The following is a 13,630-nucleotide window of genomic DNA, read 5'->3' on the forward strand; positions in this document are numbered from 1 at the left end:
AGGTATCAAGTGCAAGTGGTGCGTCTTCCGCCATGCCAAACGCGGGCATACGCTGTAGGTCAACTCTTCATCAGCGGCCCAACCATGAAACCCATCACGCAATCCGGCTCGGTTCGCTGGGCGCTTTCCAGCCTGTCACTGTCGATGTTGATGCCGTCGCTCGACACCAGCATCGCCAATGCAGGCTTGCCGACCTTGTCCCAGGCACTCGATGCTTCGTTCCAGGAAGTGCAGTGGATTGTCCTGGCGTATCTACTCGCGATCACGACGTTGATCGTCAGTGTTGGACGCTTGGGAGACCTCGTCGGTCGACGCCGCTTGATGCTGGCCGGCATCGCCATTTTCACCCTGGCTTCGCTGGCGTGTGGCCTGGCGCCGTCGCTGTGGTCGCTGGTCGCCGCCCGGGCGGTGCAAGGCCTCGGGGCAGCGATCATGTTGGCGCTCACCGTGGCGTTTGTCGGTGAGACAGTGCCCAAAGCGCAGACCGGCAGCGCCATGGGCTTGCTCGGCACGGTGTCGGCGATCGGCACTACGCTGGGCCCGTCGCTTGGCGGCGTGCTGATCTCCGGCTTCGGCTGGCAGGCGATTTTTCTGGTCAACTTGCCGCTGGGCATTTTGAACGGGGTGCTCGCGTATCTCTACTTGCCTGCGGATCGCCAAGTACCGAAGGCGCAACGTGGCGAATTTGATGTTGCAGGCACGGTGGCCTTGGCGCTGACACTCGGCGCGTATGCACTGGCGATGACGTTGGGTGAAGGGGTTTGGGGTTCGCTCAACCTCGCGTTAGTGCTGATCGCCGTTGCTGGCAGCGGGGTTTTCCTGTTCATCGAGGCGACGGTTGCATCGCCTTTGATCAAACTGGCGCTGTTGCGTGATCGCGGATTGAGCGCGAGCCTTGTCATGAGCCTGCTGGTCTCGATGGTAATGATGTCGACATTGGTGGTCGGGCCGTTCTATCTCTCTGGCGCACTCGGCTTGAATGCTGCATTGGTCGGGCTCGCGTTGTCAGTCGGTCCGCTGGTGGCCGCGCTGGCAGGTGTACCCGCCGGGCGCCTGGTAGACCGTTTTGGCGCTCAGCGTATGAGCGTTTCCGGGCTTGTGGCGATGGCGCTCGGTGCTTGCGTGCTGTCGATGATGCCAACGCGTTTCGGCGTCCTCGGCTACCTCGCGCCCATCGCCGTGATCACCGCCAGCTATGCGCTGTTTCAGGCGGCCAACAACACGTTGATCATGACCGGCGTGAGTCAGGATCAGCGCGGCGTCATTGCCGGCCTGCTCAGCCTGTCGCGCAACCTCGGACTCATCAGCGGTGCCTCGGTCATGGGGGCGGTGTTTGCACTGGCGTCGTCGACAATCGACGTCACCAGCGCAGCCCCGGAAGCGGTCGCCCGTGGCATGGCAATCACCTTTGCGGTCGCCGCGGGTCTGATTGGCCTGGCGCTCGCCATAGCGTTGCCAGCCCTGAAAAAAGAACGCGCAGTGGCGTAAATCAAAAGCAAAAAAAAGCCCGCCAAAAAAACGGGTTGGCGGGCGTTTGGGAATCGCCGGTTCAGCAAGGAGGGAGCTGGCCGGGCTTGCTTGTGTCGGCAACGTGAAGTGGTCACAGGTGGAGATGTTATCGAGGGGGAACAAGCAGCACACTTCTACATCGGGTCAGTCCAGACATGCCTGCGTATGAGCAAGGCATACACATGTATTAATCAATGCGTGCAGAGGCATCAAGCGTAGCGATTGTGGATGCCTTCGATACAGGCAATCAGTTCGCCGCAGGGAAATGGCTTTGGAAAAAATGCGACGGGTGCGACGGCCGTTGCGCTGACCTGGGGCAGTGAATCCAGGTAGCCGCTGATGAAGATGACGGGCAGGTGAATGCCTCGGGTCGAGAGTTCTTCATACATCTGAATGCCCGACAGGCCGGGCATTTGAACATCGCAGATCAGGCAGGAAGTGAGCTGCGGGCTGGAGGAGAGGAACGCTTCGGCAGTGGCGAACACCCGGACGCTGTAGCCGTTGGAGCGCAATAAACTGTCCAGTGCAATACGAACCGACTCGTCATCGTCGACCACGGAAATAATGAATGGGTAGGACATTTAAGTACCTGGTGATATCGGGTAGCCCATAAAGAGTGCCCGCCATCACTGCAAGATACGCAATCCCGAAGCGCGGCACAGTATACCTGCGTATAGGCATGTCACTGAGGTCGGTTGAGTCCCAGGGCTTGCGCCATACGAACCAGGTCGGCAAAGGAGCGGGCGAACATCTTCCGCATGGCCTGACCGCGGTGGATCTTGACGGTGATCTGGCTCAAGCCGATTTCCCCGGCAATCTGCTTGTTCATCAGGCCCGACACGGCCAGTGCCATGACGGTTTGTTCCCTGGGACTGAGCGTGGCATAGCGGCTACGCAACTCATCGTTTTCGCGCTCCGACTCGCGCCGCACCTTGTCCCGTGCATGGGCCGCAGATACCGCATCAATCAAGTCCTGTTCGCGAAAAGGTTTCTCCAGGAAATCCACCGCTCCGGCCTTCATCGCCCGGACCGTCATGGCAATGTCTCCGTGCCCGGTCATGAAAACGATCGGCAGATTAATGTTTGCGGCCACCAGCTCCTGCTGGAAATCCAGCCCGCTGGTGCCTTGCAGTCGCACATCCAGCACCAGGCAGCTGGGGATGTCCGGGCGGTTGTACTTCATGAAGTCGGCAGCAGAGCCGAACAGTTCGACCTGCAGGCCGATGGAACGCAGCAGGCTGCCGACCGCTTCACGCAGCGGCGCATCATCATCGACGATGAAGACCAGTGGCTCATTGTTGCTGGCCTTCTTCATGGGGTGATGTTTGTTCATGGAGCTTCCTTGTGAGCAGTTGCCCGGTGTTTCAGGCCGTTTCGTGGGTGACGGTGACGAGCAGCGGCAGGGCGACCTTGAAAGAGGTGCCGTGGCCGATTGCACTGGTGGCCCAGATCCTGCCGCCATGAAAATCAATGATCGAGCGGCAGATGGAGAGGCCCATGCCCATGCCGTTTTCCTTGGTCGTGAAAAAGGGGGTGAACAGGGACGGCAGGACATGGGCGGCGATGCCCGAGCCCAGGTCTGCCACTTCCACCACGGCCTCGTTGTCCTTGACCCACGTGCGTACATGCAGAATCCGCTCGCCCACCTCGATCTCCGACAAGGCTTGGCAGGCGTTGATGATCAGGTTGATGATCACTTGCTGCAGCTGTACTCGATCGGCATGGACACGGCCCGAGCGTGCGGCCAAATCGATTTTCGGATTGATCTTGTGGTGCGCCAACTCTTGTTGGACCAGGCTCAGCGTTTCGTTGACGATGTCGTTCAGCGACTCGCTCTGGCGCAGCGGCCCGCACTTGCGTGACAACGTCCTGATGCGGCTGATGACGTCGCTGGCGCGGCACGAGCTGGCGATGATGCGATCCAGGGACGCAATCGCTTCGTTCAGATCCGGGACGGGGCGATCGAGCCAGCGACGGCAGGCTTCGCTGCTGCTGGTGATGGCCGTCAGCGGCTGGTTGACCTCATGGGCAATCGACGCGGCCAGTTCGCCCAGCGCCGTGACACGGGTGACGTGGGCCAGTTGCGCCTGAGCGCTGAAGAGCGCTTCTTCGGCTTGTTTATTGGCAGTGATGTCCATCAGTGCGCCGACATATTTCGAGCGTTCATGCTGGGTGGACAGCGGACTGGCGATCATGTGGACATGCTTGATGCGTCCGTCCGGCATCAGCAAACGGTGTTTGACCTCGATCAGCGCTTCATGGCGCGTCGCTTTGGCAAAGATTTCGTGCACCAGCGCAAGGTCGTCGGGATGGGTACGTGCCAGAACCCTGGAGAAGGTCGGGGCTTCGGTCAGCGGGTACTCGAAAATCCTCGCCGATTCATCCGACCAGGAGATCGCTTCGGCACCGGCGCGAAAGCCGACGCTGCCGGTCTGGCTCAGACGTTGGGCGCCGATCAGGTACACCTCGTTATGACGCAGCCGGTCGGCAGCATACTTGCTGCGCAGCGCCAGGAAGGTGATCGCCGACAGTGCGGTCAGGCAGCGGAAGAACCCCGTTGTCGAGTCCCAGCGCTGATAGCCGCCGTTATAAACGAAGGTCGCGGTCAGCAGTAGCATGCACAGCAGCGCGATTGAGATGACGACGTTGATTGAGAACAGGTTGGCCGCCATCAACAGCAAGGTGATGTAAAGAATCGTCGGGGCCAGGTCGGTGTGTGTCTCGGAGTTGATGATCACGATGCCGCAAGCCACCACCAGCCCGATCAGCCATCCCAGGGCGTTGATCAGCGGGTTTGAACTGATGCCGATTGATGTATCAATGCTTGTCTCACAGGGTATGCGTTGCCCTTTGCCGTTGGCGCTGTTGAAAAATGGAAAGGGTTTGCGCGCATTGGAAGACCTGTTGTTTTTCATCTTGGTCATGCACTCCTGGGATCGAGGGGGCGGAGTTGGGGGCCTATCCTAGAAGCAATCGTTTGCCCTTCAATAGGACATAAACCCCTGAATTTCGGCCAAAAATCGTCCTGAAGGTTGGCGGATGAAAAAAGCCCCTCTTGGAGGTAATGCCTAGGTTGCTCGCGAGGATATATAGGTGTTAACGACCCATCCCCAGGTATGACTTGAAACAGGAGGTGGGTTCTGATTGGTCCAGCGCCAATGCAACGAATGCCGCCCCAGGGCCTCATATGAAAAGGACGGGTCCGCCGGTGCAGGTACGCACGGGATGGCCACGCGCACATTTACCCCGACGACAGGTGACTGCTTTTATGACTGCGGCTGACAAGAATCATGTGACCTGGCTGGTTGAACAATCGATGCTTCATGCTGCAAGGCAGCGGGCCAAGCTCTACTCGGGGCAAGGTCGCCTGTGGCAACAACCTTATGCCCATACCCGGCCCCGTGATGCTTCGGCCCTGGCTTCGGTGTGGTTCACCGCCTACCCGGCGTCCATCGTCACCCGTGAAGAGGGCAGCGTACTCGAGGCCCTGGGCGATGAAACTTTATGGCATGCACTGTCGAAAATCGGCATCCAGGGCATTCATAACGGGCCGCTGAAAATGTCTGGCGGCCTGACGGGCACCCAGCGCACACCGACCATCGACGGCAATTTCGACCGCATCAGTTTCGAGATCGACCCGCAACTGGGCACCGAGGCGCAGCTCCAGGCGCTGGTGCGCATGGCCGCTGCGCACAATGCGGTGATCATCGATGACGTGATCCCTTCACACACCGGCAAAGGCGCGGATTTCCGTTTGGCCGAGATGGCCTACGAAGACTATCCGGGTCTCTACCACATGGTCGAAATCCGCGAAGAGGACTGGTCGCTGTTGCCGGACGTTGCCGACGGTCGTGATGCGCAAAACCTCAGCCCGCTGCAGGTCGACGTACTCCGGGACAAGCACTACATCGTCGGTCAGTTGCAACGCGTGATCTTCTTCGAACCGGGGGTGAAGGAAACCGACTGGAGTGCGACACCCATCGTGATAGGCGTCGATGGCAAGCCGCGGCGCTGGGTCTATCTGCATTACTTCAAGGAAGGGCAACCATCCCTGAACTGGCTGGACCCGACCTTCGCCGCGCAGCAGATGATCATCGGCGATGCCCTGCACGCCATTGACGTCATGGGCGCGAAAATCCTGCGCCTTGATGCCAACGGATTCCTCGGCGTGGAGCGCAAGCTCGACGGCACGGCCTGGTCGGAAAGTCATCCGCTGTCGATCACCGGCAACCAGTTGCTGGGCGGGGCGATCCGCAAGGCCGGCGGTTTCAGTTTCCAGGAACTGAACCTGACCGTTGATGACATCGCCAGCATGTCCCACGGCGGCGCCGATCTCTCCTACGACTTCATCACCCGACCGGCGTACCAGCACGCGTTGCTGATGGGTGATACCGAGTTCCTGCGCTTGATGTTGCGGCAGATGCACACCCTCGGCATCGACCCCGGTTCGCTGATCCATGCCTTGCAGAATCACGACGAACTGACCCTGGAACTGGTGCATTTCTGGACGCTGCACGCCCATGACACCTACCTCTATCAGGGCCAGACCTTTCCCGGCAGCATCTTGCGTGAACACATTCGCGAGCAGATGTACGAACGTCTGGCGGGCGAACACGCACCCTACAATCTGAAATTCGTCACCAACGGCGTGTCGTGCACCACCGCCAGCATCATCACGGCGGCGTTGGGGATTCGTGATCTCGACGCGATCACGGCGGCGGATATCCAGCAGATTCGCCAGGTGCATTTGCTGTTGGTGATGTACAACGCCATGCAGCCCGGCGTGTTCGCGTTGTCCGGCTGGGACCTGGTCGGTGCGCTACCGTTGCCGGCGGAACAGGTCGAGCATCTGATGGGGGATGGTGACACGCGCTGGATTCATCGCGGTGCCTATGATCTGGTGGACCTTAATCCGGATGCGCCGCTGTCTGCGGGTCAGATGCCACGTCCGAAGACGTTGTACGGCAGCCTGCCCAGCCAGTTGAAAGACCCGGATTCGTTTGTCTCGCAACTGAGGAGAATCCTTGCCGCGCGCCGTGCCTACGATATTGCCGCGAGTCGTCAGATCCTGATTCCGGACGTGCAGCACCCGGGGTTGCTGGTCATGGTGCACGAATTGCCGGCCGGTAAAGGTACGCAAATCACCGCGCTGAACTTTGGCTCGACGCCGATCACCGAAACCTTGCACCTGCCCAATATTGCGCCGGGGCCAGTGGTCGACATCATCAATGAGCGGGTCGAAGGGGATCTGACGCCAGAGGGTGACTTCACGATTACGCTGGATGCCTATGAAGGGTTGGCGCTGCGGGTGGTAAGTACTTCGCCGATGATTTGAGGGTTGTGCGGCGTGCCGCAGGATGAAGTTACCTCAACACGAAATCCACCGGCTCGAGTGCCGGAGGCAGCTGTGTTTCCCCCAGCGCGGCAAGAATCTCCCGCTCGATCGTGCGCACGATGGCGTCGATCGGCAGGTCGTTTTCGTCGCGGCCGAACGGATCCTCCAGCTCATCGCCAATCGCATCCAGGCCGAAAAAGGTGTAGCTGACAATCGCTGTGAAAATCGGTGTCAGCCAGCCCAGGGGTTCGGCCATCGCGAAGGGCAGCAGGAAACAGAAGAGGTAGCTGGTGCGGTGCAGCAACAAGGTGTAAGCGAAAGGCAGCGGCGTGTGTTTGATGCGTTCGCACACTGCCTGGGCCTGGGTCAGGTGCGTCAGGTGATTGGTCATGATCGTGTAGCGCCATTCGTTGATCACCCCTGACTCGCTGAGTGCCGAACACTGCTGGCCGACCTGCTGCACAATCTGTCCGCTGAAATCAGGCGCGTTGTCCTCGGGCACCGGGTCGAGCCAGCGGCTGCTGGCCGCTCTCTGGTTTTCCAGGCGCAGCTTTGCGTTCAATGCGTGGGCGAACCCGCACAGGTGATGAAGCATTGTCCGGCGCTCATGCTCGTCCTTGATGACCTGCGTTTCGCGAATCATCGAGCGAATGGCCACCGTCACGTCGCCCCAGGCTTTGCGGGCTTCATACCAGCGGTCATAACAGGCGTTGTTGCGAAAACTCATGAAAATCGATAGCGACAGGCCCAACAGGGTAAAGGGCGTGGCGCTGACCTTGGAGAAATAGCTCGGGTGCCACGTCTCGACGAGCACGATGACCGAGGCGAGCAGCGTCACCATCAGGCAACGCAGGGCAATCCGCTTGGCGATCGACCCCTTGATCGCACTCATGATGTTGAGGAAGTTCGGTTTCGGTCTGACGATCATGGTGTTCCACCTATGGAGAAAACGGGCGCAGGCTAAAGAGCGTGCGGGCAATCCGTCCAATCACTGTTGATGACCGAGTGATCGATGGGCTCTATGACTCACTCCCTCTCGTACTATGTAGCAGCTGCTACGGGTCGCTGAACTGCTTTGTTCACAGGGCTGCGCCCAGCAGCTTGAGGTATTCGGGGCTATCGGAAATGGAATTGTGGCCGACGCCCGGTATGACCCGCAGCGTGGCCACGCCATTGGCGAAATGCGTGAAGAGCTGCTCGGTGCTGGAACGCGGTATGACTTCATCGTGCTCCGCCGCGATCAGCAGCGTCGGTATCGTGATGTGCGCCGCGTACTTCCACGATTCAAACCGCTCCTGCAACAGCCACTTCACCGGAAACCACGGGAACTGGCGCACGGCGAGGTCTTCCAGGCTGTTGTAGGGCGTGATCAGGATCAGGCGGGACGCCGGGCGCTGGCTGGCGAGGCGCACGGCGACGCCCGAACCGAGGCTGCGCCCGACCACGGCGATGTGCGAATGGGTGTCGTAGACCTTGTCGAACAAGGTCATGGCGTCGCGCTGGATCGACTCCTCGGACGGCGAGCCGGAACTTCCGCCGAAGCCGCGATAGTGCAGCAAATAGATCGCATGATCCGGGAACGCCTGGGCAAACCCGGGCAGGTTGCGAGTCACGTCCTCGGCATTGCCGCCGAAATAGATCAACGCCTTCGGCCCGTCGTGGGGCCTGATCGACACCATCACGTCGGCGTCCTCTACGGTCAGTTTGAGCAACGTTTCGGGCGTCTCGATGGCGCTGGGTTGCGGGAAGTAGATCAACGAGCGCTGAAACACGAACAGCGCTGCACAGAGCGCCAGGTACAACGCGGCGAGGATGACGACGATTAACACCAGGGTTCGTGGCATTCGACTAACTTTAGTGGGCGACATTGACGGCTCTGGGCTGAGGAACCCAATCCACTGGGTCGGAGCCAGAGTTTAGTTCATCGGTAGCGGGGCACACCGAGCCCGGCTACAGAGGAGGGCGCCCATGCCCATCGCTGCAAAATGGCTCAACGTCCAGCCCGGCGAAAGAACCGCCCTGATGCTGGGGTTCGCGTTCCATTTCTGCGTGCTGGCCAGTTATTACCTGGTGCGACCGCTGCGCGATGCCTTGGGCCTTGAGGGCGGTGCCGACAAATTGCAGTGGCTGTTCACGGCGACCTTTGTGGTGATGTTGCTGATGGTCCCGGTGTTTGGTGCATTGGCTTCACGGCTGCCGGCCACCCGTTTCGTGCCGTTGATCTATCGCGTGATCGCCGCGTCGATGCTGGTGTTTGGCATGTTGATCGCCAATCACATCGCGCCGGTGGCCGTCGGGCGAGTGTTTTTTGTCTGGATCAGCATCTACAACCTGTTCATCGTCAGCATTTTCTGGAGCGTGCTGGTCGACCGGTTTTCCAGTGAGCAAGGACGGCGGCTGTTCGGGTTCATCGCGGCGGGGGGCACCCTGGGCACATTCATCGGGCCATTGCTGGCGGCGACCATGGCCACACGCCTGGGCCCGGTGGCGTTGACCGTCGCGGCGGCGGTGCTGCTGGAAATCGCGGTGCGCTGCTATCGGGCGCTGCTGTCCCGGACCCAATCGCAGTCCGGCAGCCGCTTGATGGACGATCGGCGCATGGGCGGCAGCATGCTGGCCGGGATCACGCTGATTGTGCGCTCGCCCTATCTGCTGGGGCTGGTGTTGTTCATGCTGCTGCACACCAGTGCCGCGACCTTGTTGTATTTCGAGCAAGGACGGATTGTCGCGGGTAGCTATGCTGATGTGGCCAGTCGCACGCAATTCTTCGCCGTGGTCGATTTGATCGTGTCGGCGCTGACCTTGATCTTTCAGCTGTTGCTGACAGCGCCGTTGATTCGTCTGGTCGGTGTCGGCGGGGCGCTGGTGGCGTTGCCACTGGCGACGATCGTGGCGTTTACCACCATGGCCCTGGCGCCCGTGCCCGCCACGGTTGCATTGGCCCAGGGGCTGCGTCGTGCGGTCGAGTTCGCCATCGTGCGCCCGGCGCGGGAGGTGTTGTGGACCGTGGTGAGCCGCGAGGAAAAGTACAAGGCCAAGAATGTGATCGAAACCCTGGTGTATCGCGGTGGAGATGCCGCCAGTGGCTGGTTGTCGGTGGGTTTGACGGCTCTGGGCGCCGGTTTTGGTCTGGTCGCGCTGGTGATCGTACCGTTTGCCGGGCTGTGGGGCTGGTTATGCCTGTGGCTGGCCAGGCACCAGGAACAACGGGCTGACAGCAAAAAGGTGGAAGGGCCATTCCATGAGCCACACTGATGGATACACGCGTCGCCAAATACTCACGCTGGCTGCCGGGGCTTCGGCGGTTTTCACCTTCGGTCAGGCCTTTGCTGCAACCGCGCCGTCGAAGGAAACAGGAGGCAAGAACATGCTGACCCGCGCCATTCCTTCCAGCTCCGAGCCGTTGCCCATCGTCGGGTTGGGCACCTATCGCGGTTTTGATGTCGAGCCTTCGAGCCCCGCCTACAAGCAGTTGCCCGCCGTGCTGCGTGCGCTGTTCGAGAAGGGCGGAACGGTGATCGACAGCTCGCCGATGTATGGCCGGGCGGAAGAGACGACCGGTGAATTGCTGTCGATTCATGAGCCGCGTTCGCCGGCCTTCCTCGCCACCAAGGTCTGGACCCGGGGCCGCGAAGAAGGCATCGCGCAGATGGAACAGTCTTTCAAGCTGCTGCAAACCGATCGCATCGATCTGATGCAGATCCACAACCTGCTGGACTGGCAAACCCATCTGCCGACCTTGCGCAAATGGAAAGAAGAAGGGCGCATCCGCTACATCGGCATCACCCATTACACGGCCTCGGCGTATGACGAGGTGGAAGCGGTGCTCAAGGCTGAACCGTTGGATTTCTTGCAGATCAACTATGCGCTGGACGACCGTGGCGTCGAGAAACGCATCCTGCCGCTGTGTCGCGAGCGCGGCGTGGCGGTGATCTGCAATCGACCGTTTGGCGGCGGCGACTTGCTCGCTCGATTGAAGGACAAACCGTTACCGCGCTGGGCGGCGGACGTGAGGGTCAACAGCTGGGCGCAGATGGCGCTGAAATTCCTGCTCTCGCATTCCGCGGTGACTTGCGTGATTCCTGGCACCGGCAACCCGCGCTACATGGCGGACAACGCCGGCGCCGGTTTCGGGCCGATGTTGACCGGTGCGCAGCGCGAGCAGTTGATCGATATTGTCGGCTGAGCGCCCTCGCGATATCGCCTCCTGACAAGTAGCCTTCACCCGCATAGCCGCCGCCCGGGCGTCAAAAGACTTCCGGGCCACTGGAGGCGATCAGCGGCGATCCAGCCACACGGTCTGCGCGTTGCAGAACTCGCGTACGCCGAAGTGCGAAAGCTCGCGACCGAAACCGCTTTTCTTCACGCCGCCGAAGGTGACGCGCGGGTCGCTGGCGCAGTAGCCGTTGATGAACACGCCACCGGTTTCCAGTTCGCCGGCCATCTGCTGGGCACGTTCGACGTTGCCGGTGTAGATCGTCGCGGCGAGGCCGAATTCGCTGTCATTGGCGAGTTCCAGCGCATGGGCTGCATCGCGCGCGGTGATGATCGAGGCCACCGGGCCAAACAGTTCCTGCTTGAACGAGGTCATCTGGTCGGTGACATCACCGAAAACGGTCAGCTCGTAGAAGTTGCCCGGACCTTCAGCCTTCTTGCCGCCCAACAGCAACGTCGCGCCTTCTTCCAGGGTGTCGCGCACCTGTTGATCCAGTTCATCTCGCAGATCAAAGCGCGCCATCGGGCCGATGTAGGTTTCGGCGGCCAGTGGATCGCCGACCACCAATTTGCGCGTGGCTTCGACGAACTTGCGCGTGAATGCTTCGACAATGCCTTGCTCGACGATCAAACGCTTCGCGGCTGCACAGACTTGCCCAGTGTTCTGGTAACGACCAATCACAGCGGCTTTGACCGCTTCGTCGAGGTCGGCATCGTTGAGCACGATGAAAGGGTCCGAACCGCCCAGTTCCAATACGCATTTCTTCAACGCCGCACCGGCCTGCGCGCCAATGGCCATGCCGGCGCGCACGCTGCCGGTGAGGGTCACTGCGGCGATGCGCGGATCAGCGATGGCTGTGGAAACGCCCTCCGGCGTGACGTTGATGACCTCGAACACGCCTTCAGGGAATTCGGCTTGCTTGAAGGCTTCCCGCAGCAGGTAAGCGCTGCCCATCACGTTCGGCGCATGCTTGAGCACGTAGGTGTTGCCGGCGATCAGCGCAGGAACGGCGCCACGCAGGACCTGCCAGATCGGGAAATTCCACGGCATCACCGCGAGAATCGGGCCGAGCGGGCGATATTCGATGCGTGCCTTGCCACCTTCAACCAGCGTCGGCTCGGCGCTGAGCATGGCCGGGCCGTGTTCGGCGTACCACTCGCAGAGCTGCGCGCACTTTTCGATTTCACCGCGCGCCTGGGTGATCGGCTTGCCCATCTCCAGGGTGATCATGTTCGCCATCGCTGCGGCGTTGTCGCGTAAAACCCGGGCCAGGGTGATCAATAGTTGCGAGCGTTGCGCAACCGCTGTGCTGCGCCAGACGCGGAACCCGGCAGCGGCACGGGTCAACGCAGCCTGCAGCGCCGAGTCGGTTTCAAATGGGTAGTGGCCGATCTGCTCGCCAGTAGCGGGGTTGATCGAAATGGCGTGGGTGAGGCTGGAAACACGGGTCATGGCACCGTCCTGCTAGGTGGGAATGCAATCAGGTTACGGTGGCGTTTGTTTTCTGGAAACTGAATAATGCTGAGCATATCGTTCACGTTTGGAGAATGACTGTGGATCTGGTTCAGCTGGAAATTTTCAAGGCAGTGGCCGAACACGGCAGCATCAGCGTGGCGGCTCAGCACATCCATCGCGTGCCGTCGAACCTGACGACGCGGATCAAACAACTGGAGCAGGACCTGGGCGTGGACCTGTTTATCCGCGAGAAAAGCCGCCTGCGCCTGTCGCCGGCCGGCTGGAGTTTTCTCGATTACGCCCGGCGCATTCTCGACCTGGTGCAGGAAGCCCGGGCGACGGTGGCCGGTGAAGAACCTCAGGGCACTTTCGCGCTGGGGTCGCTGGAAAGCACGGCGGCGGTGCGCATCCCCGAGCTGCTGGCCGCCTATAACCAGAAGCACGCCAAGGTCGAGCTGGACCTGTCCACCGGACCGTCCGGGACCATGATCGACGGCGTGCTGTCGGGCCGACTGGCCGCGGCATTTGTCGACGGCCCGGTGCTGCACCCGGCACTGGAAGGCGTGCCGGCGTTCGAGGAAGAAATGGTGCTGATCGCGCCGCTCCACCATGCCCCGATCCACCGCGCGCGGGAGGTCAACGGCGAAAACATCTATGCCTTCCGCTCCAATTGCTCCTATCGCCACCACTTTGAAAGCTGGTTCAGCAAGGACGCGGCGGTGCCCGGCAAAATCTTCGAAATGGAGTCCTATCACGGCATGCTGGCCTGCGTCAGCGCCGGTGCCGGCCTGGCGCTGATGCCGCGCAGCATGCTCGAAAGCATGCCGGGCTGCACCACGGTGAGCGTCTGGCCGTTGTCGCAATCGTTCCGGTATTTGCGCACCTGGCTGGTGTGGCGCAGAGGCACGGTGTCGCAGAGCCTGACCATGTTTGTGCGCCTGCTGGAGGAGCGGGGGGTGGTAGAGCAAGAAACCTCAACCGCTGGATAAGCCGCGCCCACCTCCATGTAGGAGCTGTGTAGGAGCTGTCGAGTGAAACGAGGCTGCGATCTTTTGATCTTGCTTTTAAAAGATCAAGATCAAGATCAAAAGATCGCAGCCTCGTTTCACTCGACA

At 60.7% G+C, this 13,630-nt stretch carries 11 protein-coding genes; 5 read left to right on the forward strand and 6 right to left on the reverse strand.

All coding sequences use genetic code 11. The annotated features are described in order from the left end of the window. Nucleotides 1-84 precede the first annotated feature (84 nt). Complete coding sequence (locus ACA049_RS13050; protein WP_497336013.1) at nt 85-1,488, forward strand: MFS transporter; 1,404 nt, start codon at nt 85-87, stop codon at nt 1,486-1,488. 230 nt (nt 1,489-1,718) lie between these two features. Here ACA049_RS13050 and ACA049_RS13055 read toward each other — a convergent pair whose 3' ends face one another. From ACA049_RS13055 to ACA049_RS13065, 3 genes are all read right to left on the reverse strand, one after another. After that, a complete protein-coding gene (locus tag ACA049_RS13055) occupies nt 1,719-2,090 on the reverse strand; it encodes a response regulator transcription factor (protein ID WP_497336015.1) in 372 nt (123 codons plus the stop codon). Nucleotides 2,091-2,191: 101 nt separating this feature from the next. Then, a complete protein-coding gene (locus ACA049_RS13060) occupies nt 2,192-2,842 on the reverse strand; it encodes a response regulator transcription factor (RefSeq protein ID WP_497336017.1) in 651 nt (216 codons plus the stop codon). Nucleotides 2,843-2,873: 31 nt separating this feature from the next. Continuing rightward, complete coding sequence (locus ACA049_RS13065; protein WP_497336019.1) at nt 2,874-4,433, reverse strand: sensor histidine kinase; 1,560 nt, start codon at nt 4,431-4,433, stop codon at nt 2,874-2,876. A gap of 344 nt (nt 4,434-4,777) precedes the next feature. Here ACA049_RS13065 and treS point away from each other — a divergent pair, with 344 nt between their 5' ends. After that, on the forward strand, nt 4,778-6,844 hold the full coding sequence (gene treS, locus ACA049_RS13070; RefSeq protein WP_497336021.1) for a maltose alpha-D-glucosyltransferase: 2,067 nt from the start codon (nt 4,778-4,780) through the stop codon (nt 6,842-6,844). 28 nt (nt 6,845-6,872) lie between these two features. Here treS and ACA049_RS13075 read toward each other — a convergent pair whose 3' ends face one another. Continuing rightward, a complete protein-coding gene (locus tag ACA049_RS13075) occupies nt 6,873-7,772 on the reverse strand; it encodes a bestrophin family protein (RefSeq protein WP_497336023.1) in 900 nt (299 codons plus the stop codon). 151 nt (nt 7,773-7,923) lie between these two features. Then, nucleotides 7,924-8,688 (reverse strand): alpha/beta hydrolase, encoded by a 765-nt coding sequence (locus ACA049_RS13080; RefSeq protein ID WP_497336025.1) that lies wholly within the window; start codon nt 8,686-8,688, stop codon nt 7,924-7,926. Nucleotides 8,689-8,812: 124 nt separating this feature from the next. On the opposite strand from ACA049_RS13080, the gene ACA049_RS13085 reads away from it, so the two are divergent. Further along, nucleotides 8,813-10,099 carry an NTP/NDP exchange transporter gene (locus tag ACA049_RS13085; RefSeq protein ID WP_497336027.1) on the forward strand — a complete coding sequence of 429 codons (1,287 nt, stop codon included), beginning with the start codon at nt 8,813-8,815 and terminating at the stop codon, nt 10,097-10,099. Next, nucleotides 10,086-11,030, forward strand: a complete 945-nt coding sequence (locus ACA049_RS13090) for an aldo/keto reductase (RefSeq protein ID WP_497336029.1) — start codon at nt 10,086-10,088, stop codon at nt 11,028-11,030. Before ACA049_RS13085 ends, ACA049_RS13090 begins: the two co-directional genes overlap by 14 nt. A 90-nt stretch (nt 11,031-11,120) precedes the next feature. Here the strand turns inward: ACA049_RS13090 and ACA049_RS13095 are convergent, their stop codons facing one another. Then, nucleotides 11,121-12,512, reverse strand: a complete 1,392-nt coding sequence (locus ACA049_RS13095; RefSeq protein WP_497336031.1) for an aldehyde dehydrogenase family protein — start codon at nt 12,510-12,512, stop codon at nt 11,121-11,123. A gap of 101 nt (nt 12,513-12,613) precedes the next feature. Here ACA049_RS13095 and ptrR point away from each other — a divergent pair, with 101 nt between their 5' ends. After that, a complete protein-coding gene (gene ptrR, locus ACA049_RS13100) occupies nt 12,614-13,504 on the forward strand; it encodes a putrescine utilization regulator PtrR (RefSeq protein ID WP_497336033.1) in 891 nt (296 codons plus the stop codon). Nucleotides 13,505-13,630: the final 126 nt, after the last annotated feature.

The sequence above is a fragment of the Pseudomonas sp. LBUM1662 genome (genome assembly GCF_059695915.1).

Excerpts from the sequence above, each read along its gene's own strand:
- ACA049_RS13050 (WP_497336013.1), top strand. The coding sequence starts at position 85 with ATGAAACCCATCACGCAATCCGGCTCGGTTCGCTGGGCGCTTTCCAGC.
- ACA049_RS13055 (WP_497336015.1), bottom strand. The coding sequence starts at position 2,090 with ATGTCCTACCCATTCATTATTTCCGTGGTCGACGATGACGAGTCGGTT.
- ACA049_RS13060 (WP_497336017.1), bottom strand. The coding sequence starts at position 2,842 with ATGAACAAACATCACCCCATGAAGAAGGCCAGCAACAATGAGCCACTG.
- ACA049_RS13065 (WP_497336019.1), bottom strand. The coding sequence starts at position 4,433 with ATGACCAAGATGAAAAACAACAGGTCTTCCAATGCGCGCAAACCCTTT.
- treS (WP_497336021.1), top strand. The coding sequence starts at position 4,778 with ATGACTGCGGCTGACAAGAATCATGTGACCTGGCTGGTTGAACAATCG.
- ACA049_RS13075 (WP_497336023.1), bottom strand. The coding sequence starts at position 7,772 with ATGATCGTCAGACCGAAACCGAACTTCCTCAACATCATGAGTGCGATC.
- ACA049_RS13080 (WP_497336025.1), bottom strand. The coding sequence starts at position 8,688 with ATGCCACGAACCCTGGTGTTAATCGTCGTCATCCTCGCCGCGTTGTAC.
- ACA049_RS13085 (WP_497336027.1), top strand. The coding sequence starts at position 8,813 with ATGCCCATCGCTGCAAAATGGCTCAACGTCCAGCCCGGCGAAAGAACC.
- ACA049_RS13090 (WP_497336029.1), top strand. The coding sequence starts at position 10,086 with ATGAGCCACACTGATGGATACACGCGTCGCCAAATACTCACGCTGGCT.
- ACA049_RS13095 (WP_497336031.1), bottom strand. The coding sequence starts at position 12,512 with ATGACCCGTGTTTCCAGCCTCACCCACGCCATTTCGATCAACCCCGCT.